We start from the raw sequence: 17,142 nt of genomic DNA on the forward strand, positions 1-17,142 counted from the left end.
TTACTCCAATCCTAATTCGTTCACTATCTGTTGCACGGTCGTTTCATCCGCTGGAAATTTAACATCCCCGTAAAGCTCCCAGGTTTCGATGTGTGTGATAGATGCGCCGGGCTCCAGCCTGCCGACGGGCGCAAGCGTTTCCAATTCAAGAAACTGATGGTTGCAATAGCACTCGCTGGAACTTCCACAATCGTAATACGCCGCCTGCGGGTCATACTCTGCGCGCTTGACGAACAGCGTACCGTTCAGCCAGTACCCCAGCCAGCCGCGCGGATTTGGAAAACCGATCTTGAACGGCGGCTGTATCTCTGCGCGGATAAGGATGTACTCGTTGCCCCATATCACATGCGGATTTGCGAGATTCGTGTATGGCCAAAACACAAGCGAACGGTTTGGGAGAAGGTCAGTTTGTTTGCACGACTGCGGCAGGATCGCCGCCCCGCCCATCTTGAACTGCGTGATCGCCCATGGCGCGCATTCGACCGACCACAGTCCGCGGTTGGTGAGGGTGTGATGGATGACAACCCGCGGGCTGTTCTTGTCCGTTGAAATGCGCATGGATTTTTCGATTCCCGTCTCCGCCTCAACCTGTTGCATGACCGAGAGGCTGTTTTCTGTGCGGAGAATCTCCACGGGGTCGTTGTCCAGCCAGTAGGTGCGCGGCATGGACTCCGGCGCGTGCCACAGGCGATGTCCGCCGCGGAAGTGGAAGTTCTTCCCGTCGGGGCGGACAGTCACGAAATCGGGCAGTTCGGCGAAGAGATTGTCCCCGCCGTTCAAACGCAGGGAAATGATGCGCGGTCCCACTGACTGGGTGACCAGCAGGCTGATATGTTCATTCTCAAGTATGACGCAACCGTAATCGATTAGTTTATGCATGGTGTCTGATGAACTGCGAAAATGTTTTACCAGAGGGTACGGAGAAAATCCAAATGGTTTCTCTGTGATTCCCGTGGAGATGTCTTATCGAATGCCGAACAGGAGTTCCACGGTCAATTGGTCGAGCCGTTCGTATTGCAGTCCGTGCGCGCCGATGGCGGGACGGTCAAAGACATGTGCTTTGAGAGCTTTTGCTTTCCCTGTGTTGTATTTGCCGAAGTAGCCGCTCATCGAGCCATCGTCCGCGTTGATCTCGGCCAGCAGGGATTGGATCTCCTTGTCGGCATTGAAGCGGGCGGCTTTTTCCTTCAGGATGAGATAGGTACGCATACAGCCGCGGGCGAAGTCCTTCACGCCATCGTAATCCTCGGTGCGATAGGCGTGCGCGTCGAAATGACGCGGGCTGTCGTAACCCACATCTTCGAGGAATTTAACGAGGTAGAATGCGGCTTTGATATCCCGCGCGCCAAAGCGGAAGTCCTGATCGTAACGTCCGGGGTACTGGTCGTTCAGGTCGATGTGGAAGAGTTTGCCCGCGTCCCATGCCTGCGCCACACCGTGCATGAAGTTGATGCCCGCCATGTGTTCGTGCGCCACTTCGGGATTCACACCGACCATATCGGGATGGTCGAGCGTTTCGATGAACGCCAGCATGTGACCTGTCGTCGGGTTGAAGATGTCTGCGCGCGGTTCGTTGGGCTTGGCTTCGAGCGCGAACTTCAGGTCATATTTCTGGTCGCGGACGTATTCACACAGGAAGTTCATCGCGTCGCGCGAACGTTTGATCGCATCCATTGGATTCTTGCTGGAGTCTGTTTCCGTCCCTTCGCGCCCGCCCCAGAAGACGTAGATCTTTGCGCCGAACTCCACGCCAAGATCAATGGCGTTCATCGTCTTTTTCAGGGCATACGCGCGCACTTTGGGGTCGTTGCTGGTGAACGCACCGTCCTTGAAGATCGGGTCGCTGAACAGATTTGTCGTCGCCATCGGCACGACGATGCCCGTTTCATCCAGCGCTATGCGGAATTCCTTTTTGATGACATCCGCTTCGACGGGCGTCGCGTCGATGGGGATCAGGTCGTTGTCGTGGAAGTTGACACCATACGCGCCGACTTCTCCCAACAGGTAAACAAGTTCAGCAGGGGATTTCTGCTCGCGTACGGGTCCGCCGAACGGGTCGCGCCCAATGTTGCCGACGGTCCATAAGCCGAAGGTGAATTTATGTTCAGGTTTGGGGATGTAATCAGACATGGGATACTCCTTGGTTAAGTTTCCCTTTTGCCCTCATCCCTTTTGGGGATGAGGGCTTTTGGAGGGAGAGAGAATGAGCAAATCTAACGGATGTCCACCGGGCAAACGAACACGCGCTCCTTGACAGGCATACTTCCTTTGCCGATGATCTCAAATTCACCCGTCAGGCGGATGTCGTCGCTGGAACTTCCGACCATCACAAGGATCCGCCCGGGCTCGAGGATGAGGTCCAGTTCGGAGTTGTAAAAAGCCAATTGGTCAACGGGCAGGTTGAAGGCCACGGTTTTTGAGGTGGATGGTTCGAGTGTCACACGCGCATAGCCTTTGAGTTCCTTCACCGGGCGCGGGCTGCTGGCGACTTCATCTCGAATGTAAAGCTGGATGACTTCGTCGCCTAAGACGTTTCCTGTGTTGGTGATCTTGAGCGAAATTTCCACGCTCTCACCGCCCGACGCCTGTTTTTGCTTGACAGACAGATTCTCATACCCGAAAGTTGTGTAGCTCAGCCCGTGCCCGAACGGGTACAGCGGCGCGGCTTTTTCGTTGACGTAATCGCCGTACCAATGCGACTTCATGCCCGAAGGTTTGTGGTTGTAAAAAATGGGCAGTTGACCGACATGACGCGGGAAGGTGACGGGCAGTTTTCCGCCGGGGTTGGCATCACCAAAAAGTGTTTTGGCAACTGCAGTGCCGCCTTCTTCGCCGGGAATCCACGCTTCGAGAATTGCGTCTGCTTTTTCATCCAAAAATGGAATTGCATACGGGCGTCCGTTTATTAACACAACTGCCACCGGCTTGCCTATTGCAAGAATTTCTTTTGCCAAATCTTCTTGCACGCCAGGTAATTTGAGGTCAGCGCTATCGCGTGTTTCACCAGTGGTAGAAGTTGGCACCAAACCGGAAATATCTCCCAACACCAAAACAATCGCATCGGTTTCTTTTGCAATTTCAATTGCTTCCGTAAACCCGCTTTTATCTGACGATAAATTGTCGCAGCCTTTGGCATAAACAATCTCAGCAGATGATGCTGCAATTTTTGTAATGCCGTCTAACACCGTGACTACTTTAATACCATGTTTTGCAGTCGCGTCATGATCTAAATTTACAAAAGCCGAATTTTCAGGTGATTGATATATCAATAATTCCTTCGTAGCTTCATACGAATAATCACCTAACATACTTCGTACTTGATGTGCATTTGGTCCAATCACTGCCAATGAGTCAATGTCTTTTTTGAATGGCAGTAATCCGTTATTTTTTAACAAAACCATGCTTTGTTGAGCAATCTCTTTTGTTAGTTCACGTTGTTCGGGTGTTTCAAAGACTTCCAGCACATTGCCTTCGTTGGCGTAGGGATTTTCAAACAGACCAAGTTCGAACTTCTTTTGCAGGTGGCGGCTGACAGCGGTGTTCACAGTTTCGAGATCCAGGTCACCCGCTTCGAGCGCGGACTTGAGCGGGTCGCCGTAGCAGACTATGGTCGGCAATTCGACGTCGATTCCCGCAGTCAATGCAAGTCGTCCCGCAGTGGATTTATCCGCTGCCGCGTTGTGGAAGTAATGAATCATGTCCACGGCTTCGTAATCTGAAACGACCAGACCGTCGAAGCCGAGTTCATTTCGCAGCAGGTCGGTCAGGATGTGGCGGGAGGTTGCCACCACTTCGCCGTCCAGTTCGGGATAGGAATTCATAATGGACGCCAGCCCTGCATCGCGAATGGCGGCTTGGAATGGACCCAGGAACGTGTCATACAATTCCTGCCTGCCGATGTGAACGGGAGCGCAGTTCTGCCCGCCCTGCGAAAGGCTGTGACCGATGAAATGTTTACCCGTTGCCATGACACCGTTCGCCAGGTCATCGCTTTGCAATCCGCGGATGTATGCCATGCCAAAGTGACTGACCAGCGTGGGGTCTTCGCCAAAAGTCTCTTCGGTGCGCCCCCAGCGCGGGTCACGCGAGACATCCAGCACTGGAGCCAGCGATTGACGCGCGCCGATGGCGAGCAATTGCCTGCGGATCTCGGCAGTCATTTTTTCCGCCAGTTCAGGCTGGAAGGTGCTGGCAAGCCCGATCATCTGTGGGTAGGCAGTGCCGCCCAGGATCATCGCGCCCGAACAACTTTCCTCGTGCAAAATGGCGGGGATCTTGAGCCGCGTCTCTTCGAGCAGGAACTTCTGGATTCGGTTCCCTGCCTTTGCCGCCGCAACTGGGTCGAGCGTGGATGCGCCCGCCACGCGGGTGATCTGCCCGATACCATTCCCGAGTTTGTTTTTCAGCTTGGACGAATCCAATTGACCTGCGGTCTGCAATTCATACATCCACCAGGAACCAAGCTGGGCGAGTTTTTCGTCCAGCGTCATATATGAGAGTAAGGTCTCAACTTGTTTTTTTATCGATGTCATTCATGCCTCTTGGATACTTCACCACAAAGGGTCACGAAGGTACACAAAGTCTTTTCTTCCTTGTGCCCCTTATGCCTGCATCATGCAGCAGGCACGCGTGTGCTCCTTGGCGGTAAAAAAATAATTAAACTTCCACATCTGCGCTATTGGCTTGGACTGCCTTGCGATACCACTTCGCGCTGGATTTAAGCGTGCGTTTCTGCGTCTCGAAATCCACATGGACGACTCCGAAGCGCTTGGAATATCCGAAGCCCCATTCGAAGTTATCCAACAGCGACCAGACAAAATAACCCTTCACCGGCACGCCAATGCGGATGGCTTCGTTGACCATCTTTAAATGTTCCTTGATATAGGACAGGCGCGAGGGATCATGGACTTCGCCGTCCGCGCCGACCTCATCAGGGAAAGATGCGCCGTTCTCGGTGATGTAAATGACGGGGAACGAATATTCGAAATGCAGTCTGCCCAGCAGGTTGTAGAGTCCTTGCGGGTAGACCTCCCAATCCATTTCGGTGATCGCGCCTTCGCGGAACACGGTCTGCGGGTGGTTGTCCGCTTCGCTGACCTTGTCGGAGCGGGCGATGTTGCGGGTGTAGTAATTGACGCCCAGAAAATCGATCGGTACGGAGATCACGTCCATGTCGCCTTCGGCGACGAAATCCATTGAGTTGTTGTAACTGTTCACCATATCCTGTGGGTAGCCGCGCCCCGTCAAGGAATCGAGAAACCAGCGGTTGATGTAGCCGTCCACCCAGATTGCGGCTTGCCTGTCTGCAACGCTGGGGGAGGCGGGCACTTGCGGCGTCAGATTGAGGGTAATGCCGACGTGCGCATCCCTGCAGTTGGCGCGGATGATGGGCACGGCTTGTCCGTGTGAGAGAAGCAGATGGTGGGAGGCAGCTATGGCTTCGTCCTGAGACATATGCCCCGGGGCGTGGCGCCCATCCTTGTAGCCGACGAAGGCGCTGACCCACGGCTCGTTGAAGGTCGTCCAGTTCTTCACGCGGTCGCCCAGGGCGCGGGTCATCACATCCGTGTATTCGACGAACGCATTCACGACCATGCGCTTCGTCCAGCCGCCCTGATCCTGCAAGGCTTGCGGCAGGTCCCAGTGATAGAGCGTGACGAAAGGCGTGATGCCTGTTTCGAGCAGCACGTCCACCAGTTGACTGTAAAAATAAATGCCAGCCTGATTTACTTTTCCGCGACCATCGGGCAGAATGCGTGCCCATGCGCTGGAGAAGCGATAGGCCTTCAAGCCCAGTTCCTTCATTAACTTGATGTCGTCGCGCCAGCGGTGATAGTGGTCGCAGGCGACGTCGCCCGTGTCGCCGTTCAGCACCTTGCCGGGCGTGTGGCTGAAGCGGTCCCAGATGCTTTCGCCCTTGCCGTCTTCGTTCCACGCGCCTTCGATCTGATAGGATGCGGTGGCCGCGCCCCAGATAAAATCCTTTGAAAATAATCTATTTTCTGCCACGTTGATTCCTCTATTGTCCCAGCCAGGCGGTCACCTGGACGGTTTGGATTTTTTCAGCAGGGAAGGGGATGATACTGCCCGTGATGGGCTTTCCGTCCACTTCCAATTGGATATCATTCCCCGCGCCTTTTCGCTTGACCTGTATCTCGTATCGGACTCCCCGAAAACTGCGCGCCGCACTGAAGCCTTCCCACGTTGACGGGATGACCGGCGCAACCTGCAAGCCTTCATATGTCGGACGGATTCCCAATATCCATTGCGTAATGGCGACGTAGTTCCATGCGGCAGTTCCCGTCAGCCATGAATTTTTCGCTTCACCATGGGTGGGCGCATCCCTGCCCGCGATCATTTGCGCATAGACATACGGCTCGCACTTGTGTAATTCACTGATCTCTTCGCGCTTCGACGGGTTGGTGCGCATGTAATGCTCATACGCCCTGTCCCCGCGCCCGATCATCGCCTCCGCGATCATCACCCACGGATTGGTGTGACAGAAGATTCCCGCATTCTCCTTGTACCCGGGCGGGTAGGACGAGATCTCACCCAAATGCAATTGATATTTGCTGAAGGCTGGCTGCTGCAGGATGATCCCATGCGGCGTGGCGAGATGCTTGTCAACTGAATCCAACGCCTGCACCGCGCGCCCATCCTCCACGCCCAGGCCCGCCATCACACACATCCCCTGCGGCTCGATGAAGATCCTGCCTTCCTCGTTTTCTTTCGACCCGAGCACATCCCCGAAATCATCATACGCGCGGCGGAACCATCCGCCATCCCAGCCGTGATTCCAGACGGCGGCTTCCATGTTTTTTGCATGGCACTCATAATCTTCGGATGAAAGATGAGATACGAAAGAATCCCCTCTTTCCTCTTTCAACTTTCCTGCCAATGCTGACATTTCCTTCGCCGCCAGCACGAACAAGCCGGCAATGAACACGCTTTCAGCGACTTTTCCTTCCTTGTTGGTTGTCGTCTGGAATGATTGACCGGGCGTATCGGAAAAGCAGTTCAGGTTCAGGCAGTCGTTCCAGTCCGCGCGCCCGATGAGCGGCAGTCCATGCGGACCGAGCCTGTCGAGCGTATATTGAATCGAATGCTGCAAATGTCCGTGAAGCGGTTCTTCCGAGCCGGGCTGGTTGTCGTACGGCACGGCTTCATCCAGAATACTCCAATCGCCAGTCTCTTTGAGATACGCAGTTACAGCCAGTACCAGCCATAGCGGGTCATCGTTGAAGTTCGAGCCGACATCGTTGTTGCCGCGCTTGGTCAGCGGCTGGTATTGATGATACGCCCCGCCGTTTGGCAGTTGCGTCGCGGCGAGGTCCAAAATCCGCTGGCGGGCGCGCTGGGGCATCATGTGCGTGAACCCAAGCAGGTCCTGGTTCGAATCACGGAATCCCATTCCCCGCCCGATGCCCGATTCAAAATACGATGCCGAACGGGACATGTTGAACGTGATCATCACCTGGTACGCATTCCAGATGTTCACCATGCGGTTGGTGTGTTCATCAGGCGTGGCCACTTCGAATTTGCCGAGCAGTTCATCCCAGTATTGTTTCAATTCCTGATACGCGTCATCCACAACAGCGGGCTGGAGACATTTTCGTATCACGGGCAGAACCGTGCGCTTGTTGATGGTCTGCGAATTCGGCGGGTCGAACTTTTCCTCTACTGGATTTTCATGATAGCCCAGGATGAAGATGATCTTTTTCTGTTCCCCCGCTTCCAACTGGACTTTGACATGCTGTGCCCCGATGGGCTGCCAGCCGTGCGCCTCAGACCCCGACATTTGACCTGTTTCGACAGCCCGGGGCGAATCCCAGCCGCGATAGGGCCCAAGGAACGCTTCGCGCTGGGTGTCGAAGCCGGTCAACGGTTCGGAGCAGGCGAAGTAGGCAAAGTGATTGCGCCGTTCGCGGTATTCGGTCTTGTGGTAGATGACATCGTCCGCGATCTCGACCTGCCCGATGGAATAATTGCGCTGGAAGTTGGTGGCATCATCCATCGCGTCCCAGAGATTGAATTCGATTGTGGAAAAGACGGATAGTTCCGCGGGTTTGTCGCGCTGGTTGGTAAGAGTCAATTCCCATATCTCTAGCGTCTCACCCAATGGGACGAAATAGCGGGTGGAGGCTTCGATCCCGTTCTTTTTGGATGTGATGACGGTGTATCCCATGCCGTGGCGGCATTCGTAGGAATCCAACGGGGTGCGGGTCGGCTGCCAGGTTGGCGACCAGTACACAGGTCCGGAAAGAAGCGGGTCTTCATCCCGCAGGTAGATGTAACGCCCACCCGAATCCAGTGGCGCATTGTTATATCGGTAGCGAGTCAGGCGTCTCAGGCGGGCATCCTGATAGAAGGAATATCCGCCTGCCGTGTTGGAGATGAGCCCGAAATATCCTTCCGGTCCAAGGTAGTTGATCCAGGGCAGGGGAGTGTCTGGCTGGGTGATTACGTATTCGCGCTGGGTGTCGTTGAAGTAGCCATAATGCATGGTGACTCAATGTAATCGTTATTCTTTTACAGCGCCCATGGCAATGCCGCTGATAATGTAGCGCGAGAAAAGGACATATAAAATAATGACCGGCACCACGGTAATGGCGAGACCGAGATAAATGGCGCCGTATTCCGTGCGGTAGACATCGCCGCGCAGGGTTTTGACGAGCATCGGGAGCGTGTATTTGTCCAGCGAGGTGATCAGGATGAATGCGTTAAAGAAGTTGTTCCATGAGGCCACGAACGCGAAGATGCCCAGGGTGGCGGCGCCCGGCATTGCCAGCGGCATCATGATGCGGTGGAAGATGCCCAGTTCGCTTGCTCCGTCGATGCGCGCCGCGTCGATCAGGTCCTGAATGACCATTGACTCGAGATATTGTTTGCCAAAGAATACACCGCCCGCGTTGGCGATCAGCGGCAAAATAAGGGCTGCATAGTTGTCCGTCAGCCCGAGTCTGGACATGTATTGGAAGAAGCCAATAATGGTGAGCTGCATGGGGATCATGACCAGCACTACGATAAAGTTGCTGAAGAACCTCTTGCCTTTGAATTCATACACGACGATGCCATAGGCGGTCAGCATGGAGAAGTACACGGTGATGACAGTTGATGCGACCGCCACGTACAGGCTGTTTGAGAAGCCTCTGGGAATGTTGATGCCTCGATTGAGCAATATTTGGTAGTTGTCCATCAGGTGCGTACTGGGTAAAATGCTGAGCCCCTGTTGGATCTCGGTGGTGGAACGGGTTGCGTTCACGATCAAAAGCCATATTGGGACAATGGTGATGATCACCAGAATGGTCAATACGACATACACAAGTACGCGCATCAGGTTCGTTCTGAGTTTGTAGTTGTTAAGCATGCGGCTATCCTTTCCCGTTCCAATTTTTTCTCAAGAACCACTTTCGCATGGATTTTTCGAAGCCGGATTCGTCCTTATCCCGCAGGAAATAGAAAATGCCCAGCGCACAGACTGTGGTCATGATGAAGGTAAGCACGCCCACAGCCGATGCGGCGCCGATATGACCTCTGCTGCTGGCGAATTTCATGTACATAAGGATATTGTTGGTCATGATGGAATTACTTGGCGCGCCTCTGCCATCCGTCAGGAGATACGGGATATCGAACATCTGCATGCCGCCGACGAGTGACGTGACGAAGATGTAGATCAGGATGGGCTTAAGCAGCGGAAGCGTTATCCGCCTGAACATCTGCGACGACGATGCGCCGTCCACCATGGCGGCTTCATATAAATGTACGGGGATGGACGTCATGCCGGCCATGACGATAATGATGGTCTGTCCGAACCACATCCACCATTGGATGAAGACCACGATTCCGCGGGTGATGTCTGCATTTTGCAAAAAATGCATGGCTTCCTCCAGAAAGCCGGCACGGACCATAAATTGATTGACAGGCCCATAATAAGCAAACAGACTATTGAATAACGCAGCCACTACTGCCGGGATGATGAGATTCGGCAGATAGAAGACCGCCCTCCACACCCCAACGGCCCTGACCCTCAAACGGATGTTCGTAAACCAGGCGGATAACAGCAAGGCCGCGCCCATTTGCGGAATGAAATTTAACATCCATATCAGCCAGGTGTTCCTAATCGCCTTTACAAACAATTGATCGGCAAATAGGACCTGAAAATTTCTCAGCCCAATAAAAGAGCCGCTTCTCGACATTAAGGTGTAATCCGTGAAGCTCAACGCCAGAGTGTTGTAAACAGGATACAAACCAAAGGCAAGAAAGCCGAGAATAAAGGGGGTGATGAAAAAATAACCGTAATAATTTCGGTTTATCCTGGTAAGCCTCATGGTCAGCTCCTTAAAGTGGGGTATTTTGCAGCTAAACAATAAAAGTGAGGGAGAGTGGGGTGGTGCTGTAATCAGCACCACCCCACAACATCGTTGGATGTTACTTCACGGGCGGTTCTGGGATGACAAGATCCGGGAACTCGCTGCGGACCAGATCCAGCCACTGCGTCCACATTGTGGCTTCATCGATCTCATTATTCAGATACTGGTCGCGCTGGCTTTCGAGCGCGCGCTGGATGGCGTCGTCGGAACCGGTTAACAGGGAGCCGTTCACTTTGGGAGCCGCTTCGCCAAAGGCTTCGTAGTTGTTTTGACCGCCCAGCCAGTTGTACAGTTCAGAACCGTCGAACGTCGAAGTGATTTTTTCAACCACCACCTGACTGGAGACAAAGTCGCCGGGCGCCTGTGCCTGGTCATTAGGAACACTCGGGTCAATGGCTTTCAAGTATTCGTTGGTGTAAACGCCGGTTGCCCAATTGGTCAGGTTCTCTTCGTTGAGGGCAACAAACTTGATGAATTCCTTCGCCAGATCCAGATTGGGACTGTCCTTCATGGCGCCCACCCACGTGCCGCCCCATTGATACGCCAGAGGACCATTGATCATCGCCCAGTCACCGCCGGTGTCGCCGGAGTTGGGGATCAGGACGTAAGGGAGACCCCAGGTCGGCAGGAAGTAACTGAAGACCTTCTTGGATTTGCCGTCAGCGCCAGCCAAGGTATCGCTCATGCCTGCAAACCAGCCTTCGGTCCACTGCTGTGCCTGTGATTCGTAGCCGTTCTCGCGCATGAGTTTGGCGAAGTGGATGTATTCAACGACGTTGGGATCAATGACCAGTTCTCCATCAACGATCCACGGCTGGGAGCGGTTGGCGAGGAAGGGATTGAACAACTCGGCAGATGTGCCGACGGTGAAGTAATCCGGATTGCACTCCTTGATCTTGGCGGCCGTGTCGACAAATTTATCTATATCGGCAACCATTGCCTGGACCTCAGCCGGATCGTCCGTGCCGAGGCATTCCTGGGCGATACTGCGGCGATAGAAAAAGGCGCCCGGAGTTGCCTGGTATGAATACGCTTTTGTAATCCCTGCATGAGTGCCCACCTGCACCACGGCAGGGAAGGTTTTCAGTTCTTCAGTCAAAGGCAGGAGATCGTTCAGGTCAGCGAGGAAATCAGCCTCAACCCATTCTTTTACAAAAGCGGCTTCCAAGGCGACCACGTCGGGAGCGTCTGTAGTGCCAATGGCTGCTTTAAGTTTTGTCTGGTATTCACCGTCTGTCATCGGGATCATGGTGTAGACAACGTCCACTTCCACATCCGGGTACAAACCTTCGAAGGCAACCGCCATGGTGCGGATCTCATTGGTAAATGACCACACCTTAAGAACTCGCTTGCCGTCAGCGGAGGTTGCCCCTCCGTCTGTGGTTGAAGGCGCATCACCTCCACTGGAAGCGGGAGCCTCAGCCGACCCGCCGCCGCAGGCAGCTAAAAGCATGCTTGCCAGCACCAACAGGCTAAAGACTACATAGATTGACTTACGCATGGTTCTTCTCCTTCAAGATTGATTTTTTATGAGTTATACTGCGTGCGTGTGGAGTCATCTCCGCACGATGGTGCAGGTCTTCCTTCTCCCGCAAAGGTTATGGAGGACCTGCTATTTTGTTTTTACGTCTGTCACACCACCTCCTTTCACTTTGTTCCGGTAACGATACCGGCGAAGATAAAAAAATAATTTATCACGCCAGCTTTGCAAATTATCTTGCTTTGGATAAAGCCTCGCAGGAGCCGCGCTTGACCAGTTGAGTTGGGACCTTGTGCACATGTACATCCAGCGCCTCCTTATTCACCATCTTGATTAGCATTTGGGTGGCAATGTATCCCATCTCAGAAAGAAATTGATCCACGGTTGTAAGATCGAAATATTTGGCTTCTGAAATATTATCGAACCCAACAACAGATAGATCATCGGGAATATGAAGGCCTATCTCATCCGCCGCCTCGAATACGCCAATTGCAGATTGGTCATTCGCCGCAAATATGGCGGTGGGTGGGTCCTTTAACTTCAACAATTGCAAAGCACACAGATGCCCGGTCTTTGTAGAGAAGTCACCCTCGTGGGCGATCAGCTCCTCGTCTATCTTAATCCCCGCGTTTATCAGCGCATCTTTATAACCCTTCAAGCGTCGTTCAGCACTTCCAATCTCGGGGCGTCCGCAAATAAACCCGATGCGCCTGTGTCCCAGGCTCAGAAGATATTCCATCACTTCGACCGCGCCATGGTAGTTTGTTCCCTGAACTGATGGATAGTTTGGATTAACAATATGCGGGTCAACGGCAATGATGGGGGCATCCGTGATGAATTCGGCGGCGGCGGACGCCACAATAATTACGCCGTCTGTAATTGAATTGTTCAGAAGAGAAACATAATGCTGTTCGTGTAGGATCGTACCTGTTTTGTGAATATCCCCCGTTGTGTAGACCAGCAAATCAAAGGTTGATTCTGCGATCGCCCGGTTGATGCCTTTCATGACTTCCTGCGAATAAGGGAAACCGATATCCGGCACCACCAACCCAAGCAGGTTATTTCGGCGGCTCCGCATGCTGCGAGCCGCCAGGTTTGATGTGTAGCCAAGCTTGTCAATGACTTTAAGGATTTTCTTCTGGGTATCCCCTGCGACATCGACCTTGCCGTTCAACACGCGTGAAACCGTAGAAACAGACACCCTTGCTGTTTTTGCAACATCCTGGATGGTAACCGCTTGTTTTTTGGCTGGCATATCAGAATCTGCACAAAATGGAAACGTTGCCGGTAACGATACCGATAAATACATTATTGCATATTAAAAAAGTTTTGTCAATACCATAACGTCGTGGTCTGTGGACTTTCAAGGTCATGGATTTCATATATACAAGCATGTCATTTCCCCACAGGTGCGGGGTAATTTCAGGATGCGGTGAGGCGCGTGCCGACAAACTTTGTTGACTCATGCACAGCACGATGTCGCCGCCCGCATCAAACTCTGACCTTCGGGATGCAGCCGCCAAAATCGCCTGACCTCCCCAATGCGCTTGTCTGCGTTGCAGATTCTATCTGTTGCTGTCCGTTTGTAAACCGTTTGTTTTGAATATCGCTCGCAGCTTGCACTCTTGCGCGAACGGTTTCGCAGGTTTCTCCTAATCTATCGCCGCTGAGTTTTTCGTAGTCGACTCTGGAAACTTCGATGTGGATGTCAATGCGGCCGAGAATGGGATCAGAAATGCGCTTTTGATATTTGGTAACACCGGCAGGCACGCAGGTGCAGGGCTTATGCGAATTCCCAACACAACCGCACTGGCAGGGGTGTACACAATCAGACCTATTTTTCCGTGCTTCGTTGTATGTTATCGCTTCGACCCGTATCCCGATAGCTGCTGTGGTATGGTTTTGGAATTTATTCCCACTCTTTGCAGAGAGGTGGTTTAAAAGTGGATTACATCCGTCCTAAAACTTAAGAAACTTGATAGTAGCATTCCAAAAGGATGGAGTGCTAAAATAATTCGGCTGTATCATCCATTGAGGGATGAATGCGCGCAAACAATTACCTCGTCACCTTTGTAATATTACTTATCACTATTGCAACCATGCGTATAACTTTATATGCCGCAGTTGGGGGAGGCTGGCTGGCGGCGCACTATCCACTTGGCTGGGTAAATACTTCACCAGAGTCCGATACGCATGAGCCTCGCCCGTCGTACACTACAAGTGAGGCTCATATGATTCGCATCTTCATTGCAGACCCCGACCCCGCAACGCGCAAGGGGCTGAAACTTTTTCTCAGACGCAAACTGGGCACGAACGGTGTCGTGGAAGTTGGGGATGTGGAGACTTTGCTCCGCACATTGGCAGATGTGCCGCCCGACCTGCTTCTACTGGATTGGCGGCTCTACGGCTCTCCCGCACCCGAAACCTGCCGGTTGCTCCAACGGGCATATCCTCATTTGAAGATCATCCTGCTCAGTGTGGATGCGGATGATGAAGCCGCAGCAAGGGAAGCAGGCGCGGATTTCATCCACAAGCGCGCGTCGCCCGATGAATTGCTCGCAACGTTAGTGCCGCTTTTGCGTAAAGATAACAAGCCCTCAAAACTCAAAACAAGTTGATATTGAAAGGAGAATAAAAATGCAAACGAATCGTTCCAACGTCGGGTCGCTGGTTGGAGGTGCGCTGTTGATCGCCTTTGGCTTGCTGGCGCTGGCAGGTCAGATCTTCCGCGGTTTGGACTGGGGATTCTTCTGGCCCTTCATTGTGATCGCCTTCGGCGCGCTGTTCTTCGTGGCGATGTTCGCAGGTGGAAAGGGATCTGCGGCGTTCGCCATTCCCGGCAGCATCATCAGCGGCGTGGGGTTGATCCTGCTGTTCCAGAACATCACACATCGTTGGGAGTCCATGTCCTATTTCTGGGCGCTGATCATCATGTTCGTGGGTGTTGGCATTTATATAATGGGCTGGCATGGCGGCGATGAAGGTCAAAAGAAATCGGGTGCTGGTGTGATGAAGGTCGGGATCATCCTGTTCATCATCTTCGGCGCGTTCTTCGAGATGATCCTCTCTTCATTTAGCGGCATGATCTTCCCAATCCTGCTCATCCTGCTGGGCGGATACCTGATCGTGACACGCTCCGGTCTGTTGGGCGGGAGGAAGAACGATGCATCATCAGACGATGTAATTCCGCCGGCAAGTTAAGAAAGGTGGAAAAAATGGAAAAAAAGTATTCGATATTCGGCCCGTTGCTGCTCATTGCGGCAGGGGTGATCTGGCTGCTTGTCAGGTCGGGAAACATCCCATCCGAGAATCTCTGGGCGTTGACTCACATCTGGCCCTACCTGCTCATCGCGGCAGGCTTGGGACTCATTCTGAAAGTCTACTGGAAATATGCGGCCATGCTGATGGATGTGCTTATTATTACAGGCGCAGTATTGGCGATCGTCTTCGCTCCGCAGTTGGGATGGGCGAATCCGACCATGCTCTCCATAATGGACAACGGCGGCTTTTATGTCGGTCCGGGCGAACCGGGCTCCGGCAATGTCATCACCGAGACGAGAAACGTTGGGGAGTTCACCGCCATCGAGGTGGATTATCCGGCGCAGGTAATTATCACGCAGGGCGATCAGGCGTCGGTTAAGATCGAAGCGGAGGACAATGTCCTGCCCGGGTTGAAAACGCAAATCCGCAGCAATACACTTGAGATCTTCTATAAGGTCGAGGGTGGGAAGCGGGTCAACCCAAGGAAGATGGTCAAGATTACGATTGTGGTCAAGGATTTGAAGGATGTAGAGTTCAACAGTGCCGGCGAATTGAGCCTTGAAGGCATCACAGCGAACGACTTGGATGTTTCCATAAGCGGGGCCGGGAACGTGAGATTGAACGAAATTGACGTGAAAAATCTCGCTGTCGGGTTGAGCGGTGCGGGGAACGCCACCGCCTCCGGTGCAGCCGAGAATCTCAGGTTGATCATCAGCGGCTTCGGCAGTTTCAACGGCGGGGACCTGCACAGCAAGACCGCCGCGGTTACGCTCAGCGGCGCGGGAAGCGTGACGACCTGGGTGGACGAAAAACTCGATGCCTTGATCTCCGGTGCGGGTTCGGTCAATTACTACGGTGCGGCGGATGTGACCAAAAATATCAGCGGCGCAGGCAACGTAAAACACCTCGGAAGCAAGTGAACCCAAATCCTATCCAAGTGGACAGTGAAAACTCCCCCGTCGGCGGGGGAGTTTTTGGTTTGCTGAAACTATCATGTCCAAAAAAGGAGAATGAACCATGAAAACCATCGCACAACCTGCAGTCATCACACCCACCATTATCGGACTTGCCATCCTCTTCGGCGCAGTGACCTTCATCGGCGTGACGGGCAAGAAAATTCCCCTGCTCTCCAACGTCCGCGCCGACATTATCCTGCTCGTCATCATTGGCATGACGATCTGCTCGCAGGGCGGGATCGGACGCGTGGCCGCGACGGGCGAGTGGGCTCATCCGCTCTCGATCCTCGGCTACCTCCTCGGCGGACTCATCCTGCTCGTCACGCTGGCAGTCTTCGTCGGCTGGAAACTTCCGTTCATCGAAAATGACCAGCAGGCTTTGCTTGCCATTGCAATTCTGGCAAGTATCAAAGGGGTAAATGCAGTTGCGCATTATTTGCTGGCGCGCGGTTAACCCGCCAGCTCATCCATTCGTACAGCAAAAACCTCCATGGGGAGGCCTTTGCCACTGCCACCAGACTCGGGCATGAAAGATTCCTGACAATGAGCGTGATTAACGTCACTGCCTTGAGAACTCTTCAACAGGTATAAGTACGGAACTAAAAAGGAACGCAAACATGTCACAGATTCTGATCGCCCTTTCTGTCTGGCTTCACGCGCTGGCGACTATTGTTTTCGTCGGGCATTATCTTCTACTGGCAGTCATCTATCTGCCGGCCCTCTCGAAGAACGGACCCGCGCTCAGCGAAATCTCGAAGCGAAGCCGCTGCTGGATGTACGCATCATTGGTCATTTTCATGGTCACTGGTATTTACCTGACGTTCGTTGACCCGAATTATCAGGGTATCGGAAACTTCGGCAACTTTTGGGCTGTCATGATGTTGATCAAGCACATCCTCATCCTTGTGATGATCGCGCTGGGATTTTGGTACAACGCCATCCTGCGCGTCGGTCTCATGATGAGTTCGAAGGAGCCAGAGCAGGCGATTGCCCGTTTCCGAAAATACGTCAACCGGATGGCGGTCTGCGGCGTGCTGGTATTGCTTCTCACCGCGCTCGCGCAGGTGGATTAGAA

Annotated in this window: 14 protein-coding genes; 5 read left to right on the forward strand and 9 right to left on the reverse strand. The window is 53.3% G+C overall.

The window, feature by feature from the left end; all coding sequences use genetic code 11:
• The 9 genes from QY332_05570 to QY332_05610 form a co-directional block, all read right to left on the reverse strand.
• The gene (locus QY332_05570; GenBank protein ID WKZ37397.1) at window positions 1-879 is read right to left on the reverse strand and encodes a hypothetical protein; all 879 of its coding nucleotides are present in this window, start codon (window positions 877-879) and stop codon (window positions 1-3) included.
• An 84-nt stretch (window positions 880-963) separates the two neighbouring features.
• On the reverse strand, window positions 964-2,130 hold the full coding sequence (xylA, locus tag QY332_05575) for a xylose isomerase (GenBank protein ID WKZ37398.1): 1,167 nt from the start codon (window positions 2,128-2,130) through the stop codon (window positions 964-966).
• An 83-nt stretch (window positions 2,131-2,213) separates the two neighbouring features.
• Window positions 2,214-4,532, reverse strand: a complete 2,319-nt coding sequence (locus tag QY332_05580) for a glycoside hydrolase family 3 N-terminal domain-containing protein (GenBank protein WKZ37399.1) — start codon at window positions 4,530-4,532, stop codon at window positions 2,214-2,216.
• Window positions 4,533-4,656: 124 nt separating this feature from the next.
• Window positions 4,657-6,009, reverse strand: coding sequence for a GH1 family beta-glucosidase (locus tag QY332_05585; GenBank protein WKZ37400.1), 1,353 nt, complete (start codon window positions 6,007-6,009; stop codon window positions 4,657-4,659).
• A gap of 10 nt (window positions 6,010-6,019) precedes the next feature.
• Window positions 6,020-8,503 carry a glycosyl transferase gene (locus tag QY332_05590; GenBank protein WKZ37401.1) on the reverse strand — a complete coding sequence of 828 codons (2,484 nt, stop codon included), beginning with the start codon at window positions 8,501-8,503 and terminating at the stop codon, window positions 6,020-6,022.
• Between the two features lie 18 nt (window positions 8,504-8,521).
• Window positions 8,522-9,367, reverse strand: coding sequence for a carbohydrate ABC transporter permease (locus QY332_05595; GenBank protein ID WKZ37402.1), 846 nt, complete (start codon window positions 9,365-9,367; stop codon window positions 8,522-8,524).
• A 4-nt stretch (window positions 9,368-9,371) separates the two neighbouring features.
• A complete protein-coding gene (locus QY332_05600; GenBank protein ID WKZ37403.1) occupies window positions 9,372-10,328 on the reverse strand; it encodes a sugar ABC transporter permease in 957 nt (318 codons plus the stop codon).
• A 100-nt stretch (window positions 10,329-10,428) separates the two neighbouring features.
• Entirely contained in the window at window positions 10,429-11,871 is a 1,443-nt protein-coding gene (locus tag QY332_05605) for an ABC transporter substrate-binding protein (GenBank protein WKZ37404.1), read from the reverse strand.
• A 211-nt stretch (window positions 11,872-12,082) separates the two neighbouring features.
• Window positions 12,083-13,105, reverse strand: coding sequence for a LacI family DNA-binding transcriptional regulator (locus QY332_05610; protein ID WKZ37405.1), 1,023 nt, complete (start codon window positions 13,103-13,105; stop codon window positions 12,083-12,085).
• A 787-nt stretch (window positions 13,106-13,892) separates the two neighbouring features.
• Between QY332_05610 and QY332_05615 the strand changes: the two genes are divergently transcribed.
• The 5 genes from QY332_05615 to QY332_05635 all read left to right on the forward strand — a co-directional run bounded on the left by QY332_05615 (window position 13,893) and on the right by QY332_05635 (window position 17,140).
• A complete protein-coding gene (locus QY332_05615) occupies window positions 13,893-14,468 on the forward strand; it encodes a response regulator transcription factor (protein WKZ37406.1) in 576 nt (191 codons plus the stop codon).
• Window positions 14,469-14,487: 19 nt separating this feature from the next.
• Complete coding sequence (locus QY332_05620) at window positions 14,488-15,051, forward strand: hypothetical protein (protein ID WKZ37407.1); 564 nt, start codon at window positions 14,488-14,490, stop codon at window positions 15,049-15,051.
• A 14-nt stretch (window positions 15,052-15,065) separates the two neighbouring features.
• Window positions 15,066-16,031 (forward strand): DUF2807 domain-containing protein, encoded by a 966-nt coding sequence (locus QY332_05625; GenBank protein WKZ37408.1) that lies wholly within the window; start codon window positions 15,066-15,068, stop codon window positions 16,029-16,031.
• A 97-nt stretch (window positions 16,032-16,128) separates the two neighbouring features.
• Window positions 16,129-16,521: a hypothetical protein gene (locus tag QY332_05630; protein ID WKZ37409.1), complete on the forward strand. Its 393-nt coding sequence runs from the start codon at window positions 16,129-16,131 to the stop codon at window positions 16,519-16,521.
• 163 nt (window positions 16,522-16,684) lie between these two features.
• Window positions 16,685-17,140: a hypothetical protein gene (locus QY332_05635; protein ID WKZ37410.1), complete on the forward strand. Its 456-nt coding sequence runs from the start codon at window positions 16,685-16,687 to the stop codon at window positions 17,138-17,140.
• The last annotated feature ends 2 nt before the right edge of the window (window positions 17,141-17,142 follow it).

It is taken from the genome of Anaerolineales bacterium (assembly GCA_030583885.1).
Lineage (GTDB): Bacteria > Chloroflexota > Anaerolineae > Anaerolineales > Villigracilaceae > Villigracilis.

Bases quoted from the DNA above. Each gene is read 5' to 3' on its own strand.
- QY332_05600 (WKZ37403.1), bottom strand. From the start codon at position 10,328: ATGAGGCTTACCAGGATAAACCGAAATTATTACGGTTATTTTTTCATC.
- QY332_05605 (WKZ37404.1), bottom strand. From the start codon at position 11,871: ATGCGTAAGTCAATCTATGTAGTCTTTAGCCTGTTGGTGCTGGCAAGC.
- QY332_05630 (WKZ37409.1), top strand. From the start codon at position 16,129: ATGAAAACCATCGCACAACCTGCAGTCATCACACCCACCATTATCGGA.
- QY332_05635 (WKZ37410.1), top strand. From the start codon at position 16,685: ATGTCACAGATTCTGATCGCCCTTTCTGTCTGGCTTCACGCGCTGGCG.
- xylA (WKZ37398.1), bottom strand. From the start codon at position 2,130: ATGTCTGATTACATCCCCAAACCTGAACATAAATTCACCTTCGGCTTA.
- QY332_05620 (WKZ37407.1), top strand. From the start codon at position 14,488: ATGCAAACGAATCGTTCCAACGTCGGGTCGCTGGTTGGAGGTGCGCTG.
- QY332_05625 (WKZ37408.1), top strand. From the start codon at position 15,066: ATGGAAAAAAAGTATTCGATATTCGGCCCGTTGCTGCTCATTGCGGCA.
- QY332_05615 (WKZ37406.1), top strand. From the start codon at position 13,893: ATGCGCGCAAACAATTACCTCGTCACCTTTGTAATATTACTTATCACT.
- QY332_05590 (WKZ37401.1), bottom strand. From the start codon at position 8,503: ATGCATTATGGCTACTTCAACGACACCCAGCGCGAATACGTAATCACC.
- QY332_05580 (WKZ37399.1), bottom strand. From the start codon at position 4,532: ATGACATCGATAAAAAAACAAGTTGAGACCTTACTCTCATATATGACG.
- QY332_05570 (WKZ37397.1), bottom strand. From the start codon at position 879: ATGCATAAACTAATCGATTACGGTTGCGTCATACTTGAGAATGAACAT.
- QY332_05595 (WKZ37402.1), bottom strand. From the start codon at position 9,367: ATGCTTAACAACTACAAACTCAGAACGAACCTGATGCGCGTACTTGTG.
- QY332_05610 (WKZ37405.1), bottom strand. From the start codon at position 13,105: ATGCCAGCCAAAAAACAAGCGGTTACCATCCAGGATGTTGCAAAAACA.